General features: G+C 70.5%; 10 protein-coding genes and 1 pseudogene. 6 read left to right on the forward strand and 5 right to left on the reverse strand.

Translation table 11 applies throughout. From position 1 onward, the window contains the following. Positions 1 to 232: 232 nt before the first annotated feature. Positions 233 to 5239, forward strand: a complete 5007-nt coding sequence (locus ACSRUE_RS42110) for a sensor histidine kinase (RefSeq protein WP_441288483.1) — start codon at positions 233 to 235, stop codon at positions 5237 to 5239. 63 nt (positions 5240 to 5302) lie between these two features. Here the strand turns inward: ACSRUE_RS42110 and ACSRUE_RS42115 are convergent, their stop codons facing one another. The 4 genes from ACSRUE_RS42115 to ACSRUE_RS42130 all read right to left on the reverse strand — a co-directional run bounded on the left by ACSRUE_RS42115 (position 5303) and on the right by ACSRUE_RS42130 (position 9029). Beyond that, positions 5303 to 5872, reverse strand: coding sequence for a cytochrome C (locus ACSRUE_RS42115; RefSeq protein WP_441288484.1), 570 nt, complete (start codon positions 5870 to 5872; stop codon positions 5303 to 5305). 65 nt (positions 5873 to 5937) lie between these two features. Continuing rightward, a complete protein-coding gene (locus tag ACSRUE_RS42120) occupies positions 5938 to 8091 on the reverse strand; it encodes a heavy metal translocating P-type ATPase (protein WP_441288485.1) in 2154 nt (717 codons plus the stop codon). A gap of 2 nt (positions 8092 to 8093) precedes the next feature. Continuing rightward, a complete protein-coding gene (locus ACSRUE_RS42125; RefSeq protein WP_441288486.1) occupies positions 8094 to 8720 on the reverse strand; it encodes a hypothetical protein in 627 nt (208 codons plus the stop codon). A gap of 48 nt (positions 8721 to 8768) precedes the next feature. After that, positions 8769 to 9029, reverse strand: a complete 261-nt coding sequence (locus tag ACSRUE_RS42130; protein ID WP_437761102.1) for a hypothetical protein — start codon at positions 9027 to 9029, stop codon at positions 8769 to 8771. Between the two features lie 570 nt (positions 9030 to 9599). Here ACSRUE_RS42130 and tssC point away from each other — a divergent pair. The 4 genes and pseudogenes from tssC to ACSRUE_RS42150 all read left to right on the forward strand — a co-directional run. Next, positions 9600 to 11072 (forward strand): type VI secretion system contractile sheath large subunit, encoded by a 1473-nt coding sequence (gene tssC, locus ACSRUE_RS42135; protein ID WP_441288487.1) that lies wholly within the window; start codon positions 9600 to 9602, stop codon positions 11070 to 11072. A gap of 99 nt (positions 11073 to 11171) precedes the next feature. Further along, positions 11172 to 13286: a M13 family metallopeptidase gene (locus ACSRUE_RS42140; protein ID WP_441288488.1), complete on the forward strand. Its 2115-nt coding sequence runs from the start codon at positions 11172 to 11174 to the stop codon at positions 13284 to 13286. Between the two features lie 33 nt (positions 13287 to 13319). Beyond that, entirely contained in the window at positions 13320 to 13952 is a 633-nt protein-coding gene (locus ACSRUE_RS42145) for a glutathione S-transferase family protein (RefSeq protein ID WP_441288489.1), read from the forward strand. 762 nt (positions 13953 to 14714) lie between these two features. Then, a pseudogene (locus ACSRUE_RS42150) lies at positions 14715 to 16856 on the forward strand (right-handed parallel beta-helix repeat-containing protein); the annotation flags it as partial. A gap of 153 nt (positions 16857 to 17009) precedes the next feature. Here ACSRUE_RS42150 and ACSRUE_RS42155 read toward each other — a convergent pair. After that, complete coding sequence (locus tag ACSRUE_RS42155; protein ID WP_441288490.1) at positions 17010 to 18323, reverse strand: extracellular catalytic domain type 1 short-chain-length polyhydroxyalkanoate depolymerase; 1314 nt, start codon at positions 18321 to 18323, stop codon at positions 17010 to 17012. 585 nt (positions 18324 to 18908) lie between these two features. On the opposite strand from ACSRUE_RS42155, the gene ACSRUE_RS42160 reads away from it, so the two are divergent. Beyond that, on the forward strand, positions 18909 to 20396 hold the full coding sequence (locus ACSRUE_RS42160) for a UxaA family hydrolase (protein WP_441288491.1): 1488 nt from the start codon (positions 18909 to 18911) through the stop codon (positions 20394 to 20396). The last annotated feature ends 80 nt before the right edge of the window (positions 20397 to 20476 follow it).

Raw genomic sequence — 20476 nt, forward strand, 5'->3', positions numbered from 1 at the left:
GTCGTGCCGAGAGGGAGGAGGCGGCGGCGCCGCCGCGCGACCGCGCGAAGCGCACAACCCGACGTCTCTCCCATATCACGAGACCCGGGACTTCCCGGCTCGCACCAGCACACATCCTGCTTTATAGTCTCGCGGCAACGCGCGAGGGGGAACGCGTATGACTCGGGCGGAAGCGACTGAGGTCCACCGCTGCAGCCGATTTCTGCTCTGCAGGCAGAGGCTTGCCGGGAGGATGGTCGTGCAGAAAACCGTTCGGGGGCGTCATCCAGCCCCGGGCGCGGCGGCCCTCCTGCTGCGCGAGCACGCCTTCCTGCGCCGGCTCGACGTGCCGGGGGTCGTGCGGCCGCTCGCGCTGGAGGGCCCGGAGAGCATGCCGGCGCTGCTCCTCGAGGACGCAGGCCCCGAGGACCTCGAGCGGCGGCTCGCGCGAGGGCCGCTCGCGCTGGACGCGTTCTTCGACGTCGCCATCGCGCTCGCGGAGACGTGCGCGCGCATTCACGGGCGCGGCGTCGTCCACCGCGCGATCGCCCCGGGCCGCGTGGTCCTCGGCGAGGACGGGCAGGTCACCCTGGTCCATTTCTCGGACGCGGCCGAGCTGACGAGCATGCCCCGCGCCGTGGAGCTCGAGAAGCTCGACGCGCTCCCCTTCCTGTCCCCCGAGCAGCTAGGGCGCACCTGCTGGTTCATCGACGCGCGCTCGGATCTGTACGCGCTGGGAGCGACCTTCTACGCCATGCTCACCGGCGCGCCGCCCTTCAAGGACGCCGATCCGCTCGCGCTCGTGCACGCCCACATGGCGAGGAGCCCCGTGCCGGCGCACGTCGCGAGCCCCAGCGTCCCGGCGGTCCTCTCCGAGCTCGTGCAGCGGCTCCTCGCGAAGATGCCGGACCTGCGATACCAGAGCGCCGAGTGCCTCGCCCAGGACCTCCACGAGGCGCAGAGGCGATGGCGCGCCGCAGGCACCATCGCGCCGTTCGAGCTCGGCCGCATGGACCTCGCGCGGCGGCTCCCGCTGCCCGAGCGTTTGATCGACCGCGAGCGCGAGCTCGCCGCGCTGCGCGGCGCGCTCGCGCGCGTGTCGAACGGCGGGACGGAGCTCGCGCTGGTGACCGGGGAGGCAGGCGTCGGAAAGACCGCGCTCGTCGAGGCGCTGCAGGCCGCCGTCGCCGAGCGAGGCGGGCGGTTCATCCAGGGCAAGTTCGACCTGCGCGCGGCGAACGTCCCTTATGCGTCCCTGGCAGAGGCGCTCCGCGCCCTCGCCGCCGCGCTCCGCGCCGAGCCGGAGGAGAGCCGCGCGCAGCTCAGGGAGGCCGTCAGCGAGCGGAGCCGCGCCCTCGGCGAGCTCTGCCCGGAGCTCACCGAGCTCCTCGGGGACGCGCCCGCGCCGCCGGCCGCGGATCCGACGCGCGCGGAGAACTGCTTCCTGCTCGCGATCCAGGACTTCGTGCGCGCGGTGGCCAGCCAGCGGCCGCCGCTCGCGATCTTCCTCGACGATCTCCAGTGGACGGACGCCGCGTCGCTCCGCGTCCTCCGCGCCCTCGCCGCGGATCCAGGCAGCAAGCACGTGCTCCTGCTCGGCGCGTACCGGTCGAGGGAAGTCGGCGCCGCGCACCCGCTCCACCAGACCATCGAGGAGATCCGGGGCGCGCAGGTCCCCCCGATGACGCACCTCTCGCTCGGCCCGCTCGGCGTCGAGGGGGTCGTCGCGCTGCTCGCCGAGGCGCTCCGCTGCGAGCCGGAGCGGGCGCGCCCTCTCGCGGGGCTCTTCCTCGCCAAGACGGCGGGGAACCCCCTCTTCATCCGCCAGCTCCTCCGATCGCTCCAGGAGAAAGGCCTGCTCCTCTTCGACGCGATCCGCTCGACATGGACGTGGGATCTCGCCCGGATCGAGCGGATCGGGGTCACCGACAACGTGGTCCAGCTGATGTCGGAGTCCGTCCGCAGGCTGCCCCAGGCGGCGCAGGAGCTCCTGCAGGTCGCCGCGTGCATCGGCAAGCGCGCGGAGCTCAGGCTCATCGCGGCGGTGCTCGGCCGATCCGTCGACGAGACGACCGCGTCGCTCGTCCAGCCGCTCCGCGAGGGGCTCGTCGCGCCGGACGGCACGTGCGAGCACGAGGCGGGGCTCGCGATCCGGTTCGTCCACGATCGGGTCCAGCAGACGGCCTACGAGCTCGGGCCGGAGCAGCTGCGGATGCAGCTGCACCTGCAGCTCGGCCGCTTCCTCGAGGCCACCTGCACCAACGGGACGGACGCGGCGCTGTTCGACGCCGCGGACCAGCTGAACCTCGGCGCCGCGCTGCTCGACGCGGAGCAGCGGGACCGCCTCGCCGAGCTCAACCACCGCGCCGGCGTGAAGGCGCGCCGCGCCGCGGCCTTCGGCCCGGCGCTCGCGTACTTCCGCAGCGGCCTCCGCCTGCTGCCGGACGGCGCCTTCCGCTCGCGCTACGAGCTCTGGTTCTCTCTCCATCGCGACGCGGCGGAGTGCGCCGCGCTGACCGATCAGCACGCGGCGGCCCGCGCGCTCGTGGAGGAGGGGCTCCGCCACGCGGCGTCGATCCCGGAGAAGGTCGATCTGGAGGCGCTCCGGATCATGAGCGCGACGATCACCGGCGATCACGATCTGGCGCTCGGCTGGGGGCGCGACGCGCTGCGCGCGCACTTCGGGGTCGAGCTGTCCCTGGCGGACCTCGACAGCGAGATCGCGGCGCGAAGGCGGGTCATCGCCAGGTACCTCGCGGAGCGCTCGCCCGAGTCGCTCGTCGATCTCCACCGCGTGACCAGCCCGGAAGAGCGGGCCCGCATGAGGCTCCTCGCCGAGATGGTGGCCCCCGCCTGGTTCGCGGACCGGAAGCAGCTGGTGCTCCTCGCCGCCCTCGGCGTCTGCTTCGCGCTGGAGCACGGCAACTCGAGCGAGTCGATCCTCTCCTACGCAGGGCACGCGATGCTCCTCGCGGCCGAGGGCGACCTCTCGAGCGCCAAGGGCTTCGGTCAGCTCGCCGTGGAGCTCGCGCGGCGGTTCGAGGATCGCGCCCAGGAGACGATCGCCCGGTACATGTACAACGAGTTCGTTCACCCGTGGGTCGCGCCGCTCGCCTCGAGCGGGGCGCCGTTCCGAGAGATCATCGAGCTGGGCGTGTCGTCCGGCGAGCTCCGCTTCGCCTCGTACGCGCGCACGGGGCTCATGGCGCACTCGTTCGCCGCAGGGGTGGAGCTCGATCGCGTGCTGGTCGATCTGAACGACGGGTTCGCGTTCAGCCGGCAGACCGGCAACAAGTCGACGCTCCTCCACCAGCTCGCCTTCCGGCAGACGATCCGGTGCCTCAAGGGGCTGACGAGGGGCCGGAACGTGGCCGATGACGCCGAGTTCGACGAGCGGGCCTTCCTCGAGGCGACGCGGCGGGAGCGGCCGGCGAGGTGCGTGTATCACATCGGGCGCCTTCAGGTCTCGTACCTGCTCCGGGACCTGGCCCAGGCCATCGCCCACGCCGACGCGGCGGCCCCGTTCACTCACTTTCTCGGCGGCTACATCCCCGAGTGCCAGTACGCGCTGTTCACCGCGCTCACGCTGCTGTGGCGATGCGATGAGGCCGACGAGCAGGAGAGGGCCGCGCTGCTCGCGCGCGTGGCCGACCTGCAGCGCGCCCTGCGAAGGTGGGAGCTCGGCTGCCCGGAGAACTTCCGCCCGCGGCGCCTCCTCGTCGACGCGGAGATCGCCCGCGTCGAGCGCAGGTTCGAGCTCGCCGGCGCGCGGTACGACGAGGCGGTCGAGGCGGCGACGCGGGGGGGGTTCCTCCACATCGCTGCGCTCGGCAACGAGCTGGCAGGGCGCTTCTACCACGGTCTCGGGCGGGCGCGGATCGCGGCCATGTACCTGAGCGCCGCGCACCAGGGGTTCGCCCGCTGGGGGGCCTCGGAGAAGGCCCACGCGCTCGCGGAGGAGTTCGGGCTCGGCGGGCCCGGCGACGAGCCCGAGCTCGCGGAGCGGCTCCCGGCGGTCGCCCTCGACGCGCTCAGCCTGCTCAAGGCCGCCGAGACCCTCTCGAGCGAGATCGTGCTCGATCGGCTGCTCGAGAAGCTCCTGGGCGTCTGCCTGGAGGCAGCCGGCGCGCAGCGCGGCGCGCTCGTGCTCGAGGAAGAGGGGGAGCTCTTCGTGCGGGCCCGGGGGTCCGTCGCCACCCCGGTCTCCATCGAGCGCACGCCGCTCTCCCGGTCGCGCGAGGTCCCCCGGCGGGTCGTCGAGCACGCCCACATGGCGTGCGAGCTCCTCGTGCTCGACGACGCGGACAGCGCGCCGGCGCGCGACCACGATCCTCACTTCGCCGGGGGCGGCTCGCGGTCGGTCCTGGTCCTGCCCATCCAGCGGAACGAGGCGCGGCTCGGGGTGGTTTACCTCGAGAACAACCTCACCACGTACGCCTTCACGCGCGCTCGCGTCCACGTGCTGGAGCTCCTCTCCGACCAGATCGCGATCGCCCTCGAGAACGCCCGCCTCTACCGCGAGGCGCAGCACGCGGTGCGCGTCCGCGACGAGTTCCTCAGCGTCGCGTCGCACGAGCTCAGGACGCCCGTCACCTCCCTGCGCCTCGGCCTCCAGGCGCTGCTCCGCCGGGGAGACCACGCGGCCGACGAGCGCCTGTCGCGCGCCCTGCAACGGATGGATCGGCAGGTGCAACGGCTCGTCCGGCTGATCGACGACGTGCTGGACGTGTCGCAGCTCCACACCGGCCGGCTCGAGCTGCACGTCGAGCTGGTCGATCTCGCGGAGGTCGTGGACGACGTCCTGGAGCGGCTCACCGAGCGCATCGCGCAGTCCGGCTCGTCCGTGAGCGTGCGCGCCGAGCCGTCCGTCGTGGGCTCGTGGGACAGGAGCAGGCTGGAGCAGGTGGTCTCGAACCTGCTCGACAATGCCCTCAAGTTCGGCGCGGGCAAGCCGATCGACGTCTCGGTCGCGCGACAGGACGGCACGGCAGAGCTCGTGGTGCAGGATCAGGGCATCGGGATCCCGGCAGGGCGGCTGCCGCACGTGTTCGACCGGTTCGAGCGCGCGGTGTCGAGCCGCCATTTCGGCGGGCTCGGGCTCGGGCTCCACGTCGTGAAGAGCATCGTCGAGGCGCTCGGCGGCGCGGTGCGCGTCGTCAGCCGGCCGGACGAGGGGGCGCGGTTCACGGTGGAGCTGCCCTGCGAGCGGCCGGCGGCGAGCCACGCGGCGTCGGCGACACTCGGCGGCCTGCACGCCTGACCCGAACCGACGCGAACCGACGCGAACCGACGCGAACCGACGCGAACCGACGCGAACCGATGGCTACGGCCTGCTCTTCGGCTGCTGCGGGACCATGAGGATGTACGGCGTCGCAGGCTCCTCCTCCGGCGACACGGCCTGGGGCGCGGGGGCGCCCTTCTCGCCGAGGCTCCGGATGAAGCGGTACATCGCGACCAGATCGCGCTCGTGCAGGGTCACGTAGTTGAGCCATGGCATCGGCGGCCGGCCGGCGCCCTCGCGGAACATCCGCACCCAGGCCTCCTCGCTGAGGTTCTGGGCGGAGATCCGGAGGTTCGCCGCATAACTCGTCCCCCACGGACCTCGGTAGCCGACGCCGCTGCCCGTCAGCCACTCCGAGGTCGGGAGCCCGCCGCCCGATCGGTCCCATCCGGGCGTATGGCAGTCGTTGCACCCGCCCACGAGGATCAGGTACCGGCCGGCCTCCTCCGGGGTCCCCGCCGCGACGTGCGGCGAGACAGGCGCCCGTGCCGCGGCTGCACAGCCGATCAACGCCAGGAGCGCCGCGCCGGGCAGCCACTGCACAGTCCGGCGCGCCGCGCGCGCCCGATCCGCGGCGGACAATCCCGATCCGGCGCGCGTCTCGCTCTGCATTCCAACCATTCCATCCCTCGTGCAGCGCGCGTGCCGGGCTGCGGCGCGGCGCGCGGACGAGCGCGCTAGGGGCCGCCGGCGCGGGCCTTCCTGCGCGGCGCCGCCATGAGCGGACGCAGTCCGTTCACGCAGGCGAGGACCGCGGAGCCGTTGTTCATGAGCGTCGCCGCGACCGGGTTGAGGAGCCCGGGGATCGACAGCGCGTACGCGACCGCGTTCACGGCGAGGATCATCGAGAAGTTCTGGTGGATGAGGCGCATCGCGGCGCGCGAGATGTCGATCGCCTCGATGAGCTTCGACAGGTCGTCCTCCACGAGGACGACGCCCGCCGTCTCCCGGGCGATCTCGGCGCCCGCGGACACGCTGATGCCGATGTCGGCGTACGACAGCGCCGGGGAGTCGTTGATGCCGTCCCCGACGACCGCGACGGTGCGGCCCTCCTGCGTCAGCCGGCGCGTGATCTCCGCCTTGTCCTCGGGCAGCATCTCCGCGAAGTACCGGGTGATGCCGAGCTCGAGCGCGACCTGCCTGGCCACCTCGCGGCTGTCGCCCGTCAGCATGACGATATCCTCGATCCCGCGCGCGCGCAGGCTGCGGATCGTCGCGCGGCTCTCGGCCCGGATGGCGTCGCGGCAGGCGAGCGTGGCGACGTGCCGGCCGTCGACGGCGAGGAAGAGGAGCGATTTCGCCGCCGCCTCGAGCGCCTTCCTCGCGCCGGGCTCGGCGCGGCAGGTGATGCCGAGCTCGTCGAGGAAGCGGGGGCTGCCGAGCTGCACGACCTTGCCGCAGACCCTGGCCTGCACGCCCCGGCCGACGAGGTAGCGGGACTCCTCCCGGTCCGGGATCGTCAGGCACCACGCCTCGGCGAGCCGGAGCACGGCCTGCGATACGGGGTGGGTCTGCCGCGCGGACACCGCGGCGGCGAGGGTCGCCGCCTCGCGCTCGGACAGGGCGTCATGGACGACGAGGTCCGTCACCTCGGGGATGCCGGAGGTCAGCGTGCCCGTCTTGTCGAACACCACGGTCGACACCTTCGCGAGCTTCTCGATGTACGCGCCGCCCTTGATGAGGATCCCACGCCGCGCCGCGGCGTTCATCGACGCGAGCACCGTCGTCGGGGCCGAGACCCGCGGGCCGGTGCCGAAGTCGATCGTCAGGATCGCGGACACGCGGCCGAGGTCCCTGGTCGCGGCGAGCACGACCGCCGAGCAGGCGAGGGCCGGCGGGACGAGCCGGTTCGCCACGAGCTCCGCGTAGTTCTGCGCGCGCGTCTCCAGCGCGGGCGCGTTCTCGATGAGCCGCGCCGTGCTCGCGGCGGTCGTGTCGCCGCCGACCCGCTCGGCGCGGATGTACAGCTTGCCGTCCTTGATGACGGTCGCCGCGAAGCAGCGGTCGCCAGGGCCCTTGAGCACCGGCATCGACTCGCCGGTCAGCGTCTGCTGGTCGACGAGCCCCTCGCCGTCCGTGACCGTCCCGTCGACCGGGATGACCGATCCGGTATAGACGACGAGGAGGTCCCCGGCGGCGAGCTCGGCCACCGGGATCTGCACCTTCGCGTCGCCGCGGACCACCCACGCGAGGTCCTGCTGGTACTCGAGAAGGCCGCTGATCGCGCGCCGGGCGCGCGCCTGGGTGAGATCGCGGATGTGGTCGCCGAGCGTGACCAGCCAGATGATGCCGGCCGCGTTGATGGCGTTTCCGGTCGCCACGGCCGACGCGATCGCCAGGCTGTCGAGCAGGTCGACGTTGAGCTTGCGGTCCCGCACCACCGAGTTCCACGCCCTCTTGAGGATGGGCGCGGACGTCGCGGCGATGAACGGGTACGCGAGCAGCGGCGAGACGAAGCTGCCGAGCGAGAGGACCATGCCGACGCTCGACAGATAGAGCGGGTGCTTCGCGAGGGCGGCCGCGCGGCGCGCCCCCCGGGCGGCGCGCGCGGCGCGCAGCGCCCCCCGCGGGGCCGGCGCGGCGGAGGCCGAGGCGGCGGCGCCCACGAGGGCGTCGAGGTCGACGTGCCGCGGGTCGTGCTCGACGACGGCGCTGGACGCGCCCTCGGCGATGCGCACGGACAGGACCCCCGGCACGGCGGCGAGCCCCGCCTCGAGCAGCGGGCCAAAGGCCGCGTCCTTCCCGAGGCGGGGGAGCCGCAGGCGGACCCTGCCCGGGATCGCGTGGACCACCGAGACCGGCTCGGTCACGGTCGACAGGAGCGCGGCCATCGTCACCCCGCCTCGCCGCCGGTGGGTGCGCCCGCGCCCGCGCCCGTGCCCGTGCCCGCGCTCGCGCTCGCGCTCGCGCTCGCGAAGAAGCTCTGGATACGACCGTGGTTCAGCACCACGAAGAAGTCGACCCCGTACTTCACGAGCGTGATCCAGTGGGGCATGCCCGGGGAGCGCCGCGTCAGCACCTGGAGCAGCCCGGACCCGACCAGGAGCGCCGGGAGCAGGAGCTTGAGGTCGACATGCGGCGGCGGAACGACCTGCGACGCCGCGTTCAGCCTGTCCGCGGCCTGGAAGACGATGCGCGCCGTCCGGACCGGGCTCGGCGGCTCGGCGGGCGCCGCGCAGGGCGAGGGCGTGAGCTCATCGATCGGGCGACAGCTGCAGCCCGAGAGCTCGGGGATGTGCGCGAGCTCGGAGAAGACGTCCTCCAGCGGGACATCGGGCTCGTGCTCCACCGTGAGGCTCCCGGCCCACGCGCTCGCCCGCGCGTCGACGACGCTGGGGCAGGCGCGCGCCTGCTCCGCGATCTCCTCGGCCCTCGCCGGGTCCCTGCGCAGCGCGGGGACGGCGAGGCGCACGCGCCCTGGAACCCGGTGGATGATGACGACCCCTCGATCGCTCGGCATGGCTCACCTCCCGGCCTGCGAGGCCGGGTCACCGCAACACCCCTCTCGTCAGCTCCCGGGCGGCTCCATCTCCGCGCGCGACCACCCCTGCGCGCCGCCCGAACCGGCGCGCTGCTCCTGGCGCGCCATCTCCTCCCTCACCTCGGCGACGAGGTCGGCGAGCCTCTCCCTGCCCTCGCCGAGCGCGCCCCTGATCGCGTCCACGGCGACGAAGCCTAGCTTCATGGCCCTCTTGACGGTCGGACGGGTGATCCTCGTCAAGCTGGTGAGCCCTATCCCGATGACGATGCCGAGCCCGAGGCGTTCCATCCCCACTCCTCTCCTCGAAATCCACGATCCAAGGCGCGCCATGGCGCGCCGGACGCTGATGGCGCGCCATGGCGCGCCGGATGCCGACGACGCGCGATGGCGCGCCGGAAGACAGAGAATCTGGATCCCACAGGCACGGGGAACACGGAGAGATAGAGACAGTCGACGTCCGCTGTCCCTCCGTGCTCCCACTGCCCATTTCAGTCGGTCCCGAGCCGTTCGGAGCGCTGGCGCCGCGCAGCCACGACCAGGACGGGCGTCGGCGCCTGATCCGGGAGTGCGAGAGGGCATACTCGAACGAAAGCCCTTATGTCTTCGGCTTCCGTGGGAGCACCCACACGTGATTTGTAACACTGTAGTCGCGCGATCGCCATGGGCTTTTCATGTCCGGTCGACACCTGACTGGCGTGCTGAGGGAGCGTTCCGCGCGGGTGTCCGAGGCGCGCCGAGCGCGCGTTTCTCCTCTGGCCGCGCCGCGCCCCGCCGCCCCGGGCCCGCGCGGGGCGCGGCGCGCGGGCGCCGGCGTGTCCGTCGCTTCCAGCCGGCGAGCGACCGTGGTAAATTCCGGACATGCAAGCGGGGCAGCACGAAGAGCCGGTGATGGGGAGCAACGGCTCTCTCCTTGCGGAGCTCCTGGCGGAGACGGGGGTCGCCCCTTCCAACGGCGCCTACCACGATGTGAAGCGGGGCGTGGAGGCGGTGGTCGGCAAGGTCGCGGGCCGCCCGGAGGCCGGCGCGGCGCTGGACAGCGCCCTCATCGACCTGTGGATCGCGGAGATCGACCAGCGGCTGTCGCGGCAGATCGACGAGATCCTGCATCACCCGGTGTTCCAGCGCCTCGAGGCCGCGTGGCGCGGCCTGAAGTTCGCCATCGATCACATCGACTTCCGGGAGAACATCCGCGTCGAGCTCCTCAACTGCTCGAAGGACGATCTGCTCGCGGATTTCGAGGACTCGTCCGAGGTCGTGAGGAGCGGCCTCTACAAGATCGTCTATTCGTCGGAGTTCGGCAGTTTCGGCGGCAAGCCGTTCGGCGCCGTCATCTCGAACTACGAGTTCGGCCCCGTGCCCCAGGACATCGCGCTCCTCCAGAAATGCGCGGCGGTGGCGACGATGGCGCACGCGCCCTTCCTGGCCGTCGCGGGCCCGCAGTTCTTCGGGCTCAAGGACTACCGGAAGGTGCCGCACCTCGGCGACATCAAGGCGCTCTTCGAGGGGCCGCAGTACGTGAAGTACACCGCGTTCCGCGAGTCCGAGGACGCGCGCTACGTCGGCTTGGTCCTCCCCCGCTTCCTCCTGCGCCTGCCCTACGGGGCGAGCACCTCCCCCATCCGGGCGTTCTCCTACGAGGAGGACGTCGTCGGCAACCACGCGGCGTACTGCTGGGGGGCGCCCACCTACGCGATGGCGACCCGGCTCGCCGAGAGCTTCGCGCGCCACCGCTGGTGCCTGCACATCATCGGGCCGCAATCCGGCGGCACCGTCGAGGGGCTCACGCTCCACGAGTACGACGCGCTCGGCGCCATCCAGACGAAGATCCCGACCGAGATCATGCTGACCGAGCGCCGCGAGTTCGAGCTCAGCGAGGAGGGCTTCATCGGGCTCACGTTCCGCAAGGACACGGACAACGCCTGCTTCTTCTCCGCGAACTCGGCGCAAAAGCCCAAGTACTTCGGCCAGAGCGAGGAGGGGCGCGCCGCCGAGGTCAACTACCGGCTCGGCACACAGCTGCCCTATGTCTTCCTCGTCAGCCGGCTCGCCCACTACCTCAAGATCATGCAGCGCGAGCAGATCGGCACATGGAAGGAGCGCGGCGACCTCGAGCGCGAGCTGAACGGCTGGCTCGGCCAGTATGTCGCGGACATGGATGTCGTGTCGCCCGCCGTGCGCTCGCGCAGGCCGCTCCGCAAGGCGCGGACCTCGGTGACCGAGGTCGAGGGGAGCGCGGGCTGGTACCGGGTCCACCTCGAGGTGCGCCCGCACCTCAAGTACATGGGGGCCTATTTCACCCTGAGCCTGATGGGCAAGCTCGACCGGGAGTGAGGCCGGCCCCGCTCCGGACGGATGCGGTCGCGCGCGCGCGATCCGCGGCGGGCGGCCATCGCGAGCCCGCGCAGCAGCCGGTCCGTGGTAGAGCGCTGTATGCGCACGCCCCGACAGCCTGCCGCTCCCCTCGCGCTCACCGTGGCCCTCTCCGCGCTGGCGGCCTGCGGCCCCGCCGCGAGCCCGCCGCCGGCGCCCCCGCCCCCCGCCGTCAAGGCGCTGATGCCGCCGGCGCCGCAGGGCCTCCCTGTCGTCGAGACGAAGCTCGAGAGCGTCGGGCTCGACGAGGCCGCGCTCGACCGATCGGCGAACCCCTGCGAGGACTTCTACCAGTTCGCGTGCGGCGGATGGCTGGCGAAGACCGAGATCCCGGGGGACGAGTCCGCCTGGATGCGGAGCTTCAACGAGATCGAGAAGCGCAACGAGGCGGAGCTCCGGCGCATCCTCGAGGACGCCGCGAGCGCCGGCGACCGGGATCCGGTGACCAGGAAGATCGGCGCCTACTACGGCGCGTGCATGGACGAGCCCGCGGTCGAGGCCGCCGGCGCGAAGCCCATCGCGGACCTCCTCGCGAAGGCGCGGCGGGTGCGCGACCCGAAGGGCCTCGGGGCGCTCGTCACCGAGCTCCACCGCCGTCGCATCTGGGCGCTGTTCGACATCGAATCCGCGCAGGACATGAAGGACGCGACGCGCGTCATCGCGCAGCTCGACCAGAGCGGGCTCGGCCTGCCAGACCGCGACTACTACCTCAACGAGGACGACAAATCGAAGGCGCTCCGCAAGACCTACGAGGAGCACGTCGCGCGGATGATGCGGCTCGCCGGCGCGCAGGAGGCGGCGGCGAAGGCGGCGGCGCTCGACGTCGTGCAGATCGAGACCGAGCTCGCGAAGATCTCGAAGACGCGGGTCGAGCGGCGGGACCCGGCGAGCCTCTACAACAAGCTCGACCGGGCGGCGCTCGCGAAGGCAGCGCCGGCGTTCTCGTGGGACGCGTATTTCCAGGGGCTCGGCCTCCAGGACGTCAAGGAGGTCAACGTGACCTCCGTCCGGTTCTTCGAGGGGCTCTCCCGGCTGCTCACGTCGGTGAAGCCCGCCGCGTGGCAGAGCTACCTTTCGTGGCACGTGGTGCGCTCCATGACGCCCGCGCTGCCCAAGGCGTTCGTCGACGAGAGCTTCACGCTGCAGGCCGCGCTCACCGGGCAGAAGGAGGTGCGACCGCGCTGGAAGCGCTGCGTGGACGCGACCGATGACGCGCTCGGCGAGCTGCTCGCGCAGCCGTTCGTCAAGACGAGCTTCCCCGGCGCGAGCAAGCCCGCGGCCGAGGCGATGGTGCACCAGATCAGCGACGCGTTCGCGCGCGACGCCCGGGCGCTCGACTGGATGGATGAGGGCACGCGGCAGCGCGCGCTCGCCAAGCTCGCCGCGATGGCGTACCTCATCGGATACCCCGACAAGTGGAGGACCTACGATTTCGAGGTCGATCCGCGATCGTACGCGAAGAACGCGCTCGCCGCGCGCGCCTTCCACACGCAGTGGGACCTCGGGAAGATCGACAAGCCGCTCGATCGCGACGAGTGGCAGATGAGCCCGCCCACCGTGAACGCCTATTACGACCCGCAGCGCAACCACATGGTCTTCCCGGCCGGCATCCTGCAGCCGCCGTTCTACAGCGTGAGCTCGGCCGCGGCGGTGAACCTCGGCGGCATCGGCATGGTGGTCGGGCACGAGCTCACGCACGGGTTCGACGACGCGGGCTCGCAGTTCGACCAGAAGGGCAACCTGGAGGACTGGTGGTCGAAGGAGGTCGCGGCGGCGTTCAAGGAGAAGACCGGCTGCGTCGAGGCGCAGTACTCGGCCTTCGAGGCGCTGCCGGGGCTGAAGCTGAACGGCAAGCTGACGCTGGGCGAGAACATCGCGGATCTCGGGGGCGTCAAGCTCGCCTTCATGGCGTACCGCGCGATGCGCAAGGGCGCGGCGGAGCAGACGGTCGCGAGCGGCTTCACGGAAGATCAGCAGTTCTTCCTCGCGCACGGGCAGTCCTGGTGCGGCAAGCTGCGCGACGAGGCGCTCCGGCTGATGGTCCAGGTGAACCCGCACTCCCCGCCGCGGTTCCGCGTCAACGGCCCGCTCGCGAACCTCCCGGAGTTCGGCGAGGCCTTCAAGTGCGCGCCGGGCACGCCGATGCGGCCGACCAGGACGTGCGCTGTCTGGTAGCCGCGCGCGGCAGGCTCGGTTAAACGAGCCGTCATGATCCTGATTGGCCAGTACGACTCTCCCTTCGTGCGCCGCGTCGCCGTGGCGCTCCAGCATTACGGGCTCGCGTACGAGCACCGCCCGTGGTCGGTGTGGGCCGACGCGGAGTCCATCGCGAGGTACAACCCGCTCCGGCGGGTCCCCGTGCTCGTGACGGACGGCGGGGAGCCGCTCGTGGAGAGCGCGGCGATCCTCGACGCCCTCGACGACCTGGTGGGGCCCGATCGCGCGCTCCTGCCGCGCTCGGGCGAGGCGCGCCGCGCCGGGCTGCGGGTCTCGGCGCTCGCCACGGGGCTCGCGGACAAGGCGGTGAGCCTGCTCTACGAGCACGTGCTGCGCACGGGCGATCGCCGGAGCCCTGTCTGGGTGGAGCGCTGCTCCGCGCAGATCGGCGAGACGCTCGATCTGCTGGAGCGGGAGCGCGCCGCCCGGACCGGCGACACCTGGTGGCTGGGCGCCTTCAGCCACGCCGACATCGCGGTCGCCTGCGCGCTGCGCTTCGCCTCCGAGGCGCACCCGGCCCTCACCGACGCCGCGAGGCGGCCGGCGCTGGCCGCGCACGCGGCGCGCTGCGAGGCGCTCCCGGTGTTCGCGGCGGTGGTGCAGCCCCTCCACGTGGCCGTGTAACCCCGCGTGCCAGGAATTACCTGGCCATCGACCGCCTGTGAACTGCATTGGATCGAGCTGCTTCCGACTGACCAACGTCAAGAGCGGCAAGGTGCACCGCTCCGGATCGAGCACATCCGCGCGCCGGTTCATTTCGATTGACGCCAGCCGTGTGAACGTTCACATTTTACGCCAGGTAGTCTTCGGCGTTGCCCTGGATAGGTGCGTCATGCGCACCGGGCCTTTCTCATTGTGCGCGTTCGCCGTGCCGGTCGGGCTGCTGGCTCCAGGTGAGGCGCATGCAGGGGGAGGAGCGTGCCGGCGCCCGTGCTCGGTCGGCATCTCTGCTTCGCGACGTACCGCTGCTTCGCGAGGCTCTGGCAGGGCTCGCGGCAGCATCGCTGCGGGTCGGTTCCTCACTGAGTTGACGTGATCTGGAAGCGGCGCGGTGCTCCGCGTGGGCGGCTGGCTCACCTTCCCTTCGAGGCAAGAATCATGCGTGAGAGTCACGATTCCACCGTTCGTCACGTCAAGCTGCTGGTCGCCGCATTCCTCACGGCGTTCGCTGGGTTGGCTGCCTGTTCATCGGACGGGACGAGCCCCAACCTGACCGGCGGCGACAGCTCGGCTGGCGGCAGCGCAACCGGCGGAGCCGACGCCACTGCAGGAGCCGGAGGAGCGGCAGCGGACGGGGGCGGCGGCAGCGCCGGCGCGATGGCCGGTGGCGGAACGGGCGGCGGCGGCGGCGAGGTTCCAGACGAGACCGGGACGCGGCAAGCGGCGTACTACGTGTCGCCTTCCGGTAGCGACGACAATCCAGGCACGGCCAGCGCGCCGTTCGAGACGGTCACCAAGGCGCGCGACGCCGTCCGCACCCTCAACGCCAACATGACCGGCGACATCTACGTTTACCTCCGAGCTGGCACGTACAGCCTCACCGACGCCATCGCCTTCGCGCCGTCGGACTCGGGCACGAATGGCCATCGCATCTACTATCAGGCTTACCCCGGGGAAAAGCCCGTCTTGAACGGCGCGACGAAGGTGACCGGATGGACGCCGGACGCAGGCAATATCTACAAGGCCAAGCTGGACCGAACGACGAAGCTGCGCAACCTGTACGTGAACGATGCTCGTGCCCTGATGACGAGCAAGCGGGTCACGTCGCGCGGAGGGGTCGGGACGTACAGCGTGACGGCCGGGCAGCACAGCTGGGCTTGGGCGACCGGCAGCGGCAGTGACGGCGCCAAGTACGACCTCAACGCGGTACCCGCCATCGCCAGCAACAAGGACGACCTCGAGATCGTGAACGGCACCACTTGGAACGAGAATATCGTCTGCGTTCGTGATGTCATCACCACGCCAGACAACTTCCGCGCGCTGCTCTTTCAACAGCCCTACGGCGCCATCGCGCAGACCCCCGGCTGGAATTCGGGCTTCAGCGTTTCTGGTTCCCACACGATTTACAACGCGCGCGAGTTCTTGGACTCACCCGGTCAGTTCTATTTCGACAAGACGACCGGGACCCTCTACTACTACCCGCGGCAGGGCGAAGACATGGCTCAAGCCGACGTGCAGGCGCCGATCGCAGAAAAGCTGATCGACATCGTCGGCGCCTCCAGCGCCAGCCGCGTCAAAAACCTCACCTTCCAGGGCATCACCTTCGCCAACACCGACTACAACCTATACAGCGTAGACGGATCGCGCGGCAAAGCGACGGTACAGGGCGCCACCATCTACGTTGCTTACGGCGACGGCAACTGGCACAACAGCAAGTACGAAATCATCGACACGCTGCCCGGGATGATCACGGTCAACAACGCCGACTCGATCGACTTCATCGGCAACGTGGTGAAGCACAGCGGCAACGAGGGCATTTCCTTCATCAACGACGTCGTGAATTCCAGCATCGTCGGCAACTACATCACCGACATCGCCGGCAGCGGCATCACGGTCGGCCACCCGCAGCACCTGTACGCGGGCGACTCCGGCCCGCACCACAAGTTCGGCCCCGGTGTCGAAGGCATCTGTAAGAACGACACCATCAGCAACAACCTGCTGTACGACGTGAGCTCACTGCCGGGTTTCGGTGGCCATTCGGGCATCACCGCCTTCTTCGTGGATGGCCTGAAGATAACCTACAACCACATCCAGAAGACGGCCTATAACGGCATCAACCTGGGCTGGGGCTGGCGAAACTTCCCCGACTCGACCACCTGCAAAGACAATGCGATCAACAACAATCGCTTCATCGATACCTTGAGCAGGCTACACGACAGCGGCGCGGTCTACACGCTAGGTCAGATGCCGGGCACGACCATCAACGAGAACTACGTCAAGGGCATTCCGCCCGCGACGAGCGGCCCCACGTACGGCCTGCACAACGACGAGGGCAGCGCGCACATCACGCAGAACGACAACGTGCTCGACCTCGACCCCGGCGTAAAATACACGATCAACTGCGAGGATTTCGGGGCCAAGCACCACCTCACCATCCTGAGGACGTACGCCACCGTGAACAAGATGGGCATCAACCCGCCCGATAGCAGAATCGACCCGCCGGTCGCGGTTCCGGACAACATGTGGCCTGCAGCGCAATACGAAATTTGCCTGAGCTCCGGCATCCAGGAAGAGCATCGGGGCATCATCCCCAGCAGCCTGCTCGCGGTTCAAGACTACGTGTTCCCGGCGAGCGCCTCGGTGGCATCCGGCACCAAGACGATCAAGATCAGGAGCACCGGCGCGGCGGCCAACGCCGTCTGGCTCGCGCCGGCCGGCACCGGCACGTTCACGGAGGGCGCGACGATGACGAAGGCGGCGGGGGACGCGACGTCCATCGCCGTGCCGGCCAGCGCCGGGACGTACAACCTGCATGTGGTCGATGCGCAGGGCGAGAAGCTCGGTGAATCGGCGGCGCAGCTGCGGGTGCGCTGACGTGCCGCGGTGGGCGCTACAGCAGTGGCGCCCACCTTGCTTCCCCGACTGGCCGTGGCAGCGGGCGCCGGCGTCAATTCCAATCCACGGGCTCATCGATCGGCGCGGGCCGTTCGCCGCTCTCCCCTCGGTGGTCCCGGTTCAGGTTCACCCCACCGCCGTCCTCCGGCGACGACGGATCAAGCTCGAAAGTGCAACTGCCAGAGCAACCAGGGAAGTCCCGACGGACTCCCTCGAATCGGCCCTGCCGACCGCGCACGATCCCGAATCAGCGCTACCGGCCGGGCCACCAGCCGTGACGGCGCCACCCGTTCCACCGCTCCCGCCGCTTCCGCCTGCGGCGCCGCTTCCGCCTGCGGTGCCGCTTCCGCCTGCGGTGCCGCTCGACCCCGTGCTCCCGGCGGGCCCGCCGCTCATGCCGCTCTGCCCCTGTCCGCCGCCCCCACCCTCTCCACCGGTTCCGCCTGCGCCGCCGCTTCCGCCCGCCCCACCGCGGCACTGCTCTATCTCGGGATCGACCGGCCCGGTCTTGTCGAGACCCAGAAAGGGGATGACGTACTCAGCGGGGAATAACGCGTCGGAGGGGCCGTGATCGCCGCCAATCGAGGTGAACGCGTCGAGGACCACGTAGCCGCACTCATTCTCCCAGCGCTGCCGCGTCGCATCGTGATTGCCGAGCCGGACTCCCGTATCGGACGACGTCGGGCTCGCGCCCACGCCCAGAACATGGGTCCATTGCTTGATGGCCTCCGTGTGGTTCGGGTACCTGATGAGTGTGTCCGCGTCGCCGTGGAAAAGCTGCAGCCGCGGGCGATGTCCCGCATACCCCGGGGCCAGCGTACGGGCGATGTCTCCCCACTCTTGCGCTGTGTGGGTCACCGAGCCGCCCGCGCACGCTCCGCTATATCCGCCGTTGTTGCCTGATTCGTTGGCTGCGCGGCACCCGGCCGGCATGCCCGCGAACGCGGCGCCTGCTTTGAAGACGTCCGGGTAGAGGGCAAGCAGGAGCTCGGTCATCATGCCGCCGGACGAATCTCCCGTCGCATAGACGCGATCCGCGTTGCCTCCGTACGTGTCGAGCGCGTACTTCACCATCTGCCTGATGGCGTGACTGTCGCCACCGCCTTCGCGCGTGCGAGTCTTGTCCGAGACGACGTCCCAGCATCTTCCGCTGCTGGGGACGACCATGATGAAGCCATGGTCGTCCGCCGCGTCGACGATGCCCCCGCCCCGCGCCTGACCAAACACTGCACTGGCGGTCCCGCCGCAGTAGTGCACCAGCGTCAGAATCGGAGGATTCGGCTCCACGTGGTCCGGGACATAGACGTACATGCTCACGTCACCAGGCAGACCACTCACCTTCCAGTCGTTGATCTGCTGCAACGTCGCCGCTCCCGCGGAGGGTACCGGCCCCAGCATGGCTGCCAGCAAGGCGCCCCAAGCAGTCCAATTTCGGCTCATGATGGAGTTCTCTCCTGTGTATAAATTTGCTCTCTCGAACCAAGCAAGGCTGCGACGACATGACGCCGGCGATGTCAATGACGAATCGCCACGCTCACCTCAGGTGACAGAAGGTCCCGTACGCGATCCGCCTTCCTCTTGCCGACGATGGCGAAGCAGACCCTCCGGACGGAGTCGGCGCCGAGATCCATCGGATGACGAAGATCGCCGTGTTCACGACGACCCATCCATGGCGAAGCAAAAGGATACCGGTCGGGTCTATTGTGAACGTTCACATAGACAACGTCAATTCCAATCGATCGGCCCGCGGTGTCCTCCAGCCCGAGGGAGAAGAGGCTGGCGGGGCGCCTCTGGAGCGCGGCGTCACGAGAAGCGATCCTCGCTCGTTCGCCCTCTCTCCCGCTCCGCCCCGCTCCAGGGCCGGCGTCCTGCCCGCCTTCTCCGCATGACCGCAGCAAGCTCGGGCGGAGACAGGCGGTCTTCGTGCAGTATCAGCGGCCTGGCCATGGTGGTTCCTCGCGACACGCGTCCTTGCGGCGTCGCGCAGACTTGCCGCGCCAAACGACACGGGTTACCGTCGATGACATGAGCGTGGCAGCCTCCCTGTTGCAGATCGATCCCCGAGATGATGTGGCCGTCGCCGTGCGCGGCATAACCGCAGGTGATTCGGTGGCCGACGCGATCACCGCCCGCGTCGACATCCCGGCCGGGCACAAGGTGGCGCTGCGCGCGATGGCCGCTGGCGAGCTGGTGCGGAAGTACGGCTGGCCAATCGGGCGCGCGACAGTGGACATCCAGCCGGGCGACCACGTGCACACGCACAACCTGGCCACCGCGCTCTCCGGCCTCGACACCTACGCCTACGAGCCCACGACCCCTGAGCCCCTTCCCGCGACCGAGAACCGCACCTTCATGGGCTACCGGCGGAAGAACGGGCGGGTGGGCACCCGCAACGAGATCTGGATCCTGTCGACGGTGGGCTGCGTCTCGCGCACCGCCCAGAAGGTGGCCGCCGAGGCGGACAGACGCTTCAAGGGCCGGGTGGACGGGGTCTACGCCCTTACCCACCCCTTCGGCTGCTCCCAGCTGGGGGGCGATCTCGAGGCCACCCGCCGGATGACCGTGGCCCTGGCCGGCCACCCGAACGCGGGCGGAGCGCTGATCATCGGCCTGGGCTGCGAGAACAACCAGCTCGGCCCGCTCCTCGGGAGCGCCTCGCACCTCGATCCCGATCGCCTGCGGTCGTTCACCGCCCAGACGGCCGAGGACGAGCTCGAGGCGGGCCTCGAGGCCGTCGAGGAACTGGTGAGGATCGTCGAGCAGGACCGCCGCGAGCCCTGCCCCGTCTCCGACCTGGTGATCGGCCTCAAGTGCGGCGGCTCGGACGGCTTCTCGGGGCTGACCGCCAACCCGCTGGTCGGCCGCATCGCCGACAAGGTCTGCGCCGCCGGTGGCTCGGCCATCCTGACCGAGATCCCGGAGATCTTCGGCGCCGAGCGCCTGCTCATGACCCGCGCCGAGAGCGAGGCGGTCTATGAGGACATCGTCGGCGTGGTGAACAACTTCAAGAGCTACTTCATCGCCCACGGAGAGCCGGTGTCGGAAAACCCCTCGCCCGGCAACATCGCCGGCGGCATCACGACGCTGGAGGAGAAGTCCCTGGGCGCGGTGCAGAAGGCCGGCCGCGCCCCGGTGACCGAGGTGGTCCACTACGGTGGGCAGATCCGCGGCACGCCGGGCGTGGCTCTGCTGGAGGCCCCCGGCAACGACGCGGTCTCGTCCACAGCGCTCGCAGCCGCCGGCGCGACGGTCATCCTCTTCACCACCGGCCGGGGCACGCCCCTCGGTTTCCCCGCGCCGACCCTCAAGCTCGCCACCAACTCCAGCCTGGCCCAGCGCAAGCAGCGCTGGATCGACTTCGACGCCGGCCGCATCGCCTCGGGCGAATCCATGGACGCGGCCGCCGACGCCCTGATGGACCTGGTGTTGGCCACCGCCTCCGGCCGTCCAACCCGCGCCGAGGAGAACGGCGAGCGCGAGATCGCACTTTGGAAGCGGGGCGTCACCCTTTGAGCCGAACGCGCCCGTCGGGGGCCGGGCTCCGCCTCGTTCCGCCGCACGTCGAACGGCCCGCCTGGCCTCCTCCGGTCACC

This window comes from Sorangium sp. KYC3313, from assembly GCF_052075895.1.
Taxonomy (GTDB): domain Bacteria; phylum Myxococcota_A; class Polyangia; order Polyangiales; family Polyangiaceae; genus Sorangium; species Sorangium cellulosum_B.

What these genes read in the sequence shown, in the direction of transcription:
- ACSRUE_RS42110 (WP_441288483.1), top strand. Translation starts at nt 233, where the DNA reads ATGGTCGTGCAGAAAACCGTTCGGGGGCGTCATCCAGCCCCGGGCGCG.
- ACSRUE_RS42115 (WP_441288484.1), bottom strand. Translation starts at nt 5,872, where the DNA reads ATGCAGAGCGAGACGCGCGCCGGATCGGGATTGTCCGCCGCGGATCGG.
- ACSRUE_RS42120 (WP_441288485.1), bottom strand. Translation starts at nt 8,091, where the DNA reads ATGGCCGCGCTCCTGTCGACCGTGACCGAGCCGGTCTCGGTGGTCCAC.
- ACSRUE_RS42125 (WP_441288486.1), bottom strand. Translation starts at nt 8,720, where the DNA reads ATGCCGAGCGATCGAGGGGTCGTCATCATCCACCGGGTTCCAGGGCGC.
- ACSRUE_RS42130 (WP_437761102.1), bottom strand. Translation starts at nt 9,029, where the DNA reads ATGGAACGCCTCGGGCTCGGCATCGTCATCGGGATAGGGCTCACCAGC.
- tssC (WP_441288487.1), top strand. Translation starts at nt 9,600, where the DNA reads ATGCAAGCGGGGCAGCACGAAGAGCCGGTGATGGGGAGCAACGGCTCT.
- ACSRUE_RS42140 (WP_441288488.1), top strand. Translation starts at nt 11,172, where the DNA reads ATGCGCACGCCCCGACAGCCTGCCGCTCCCCTCGCGCTCACCGTGGCC.
- ACSRUE_RS42145 (WP_441288489.1), top strand. Translation starts at nt 13,320, where the DNA reads ATGATCCTGATTGGCCAGTACGACTCTCCCTTCGTGCGCCGCGTCGCC.
- ACSRUE_RS42155 (WP_441288490.1), bottom strand. Translation starts at nt 18,323, where the DNA reads ATGAGCCGAAATTGGACTGCTTGGGGCGCCTTGCTGGCAGCCATGCTG.
- ACSRUE_RS42160 (WP_441288491.1), top strand. Translation starts at nt 18,909, where the DNA reads ATGAGCGTGGCAGCCTCCCTGTTGCAGATCGATCCCCGAGATGATGTG.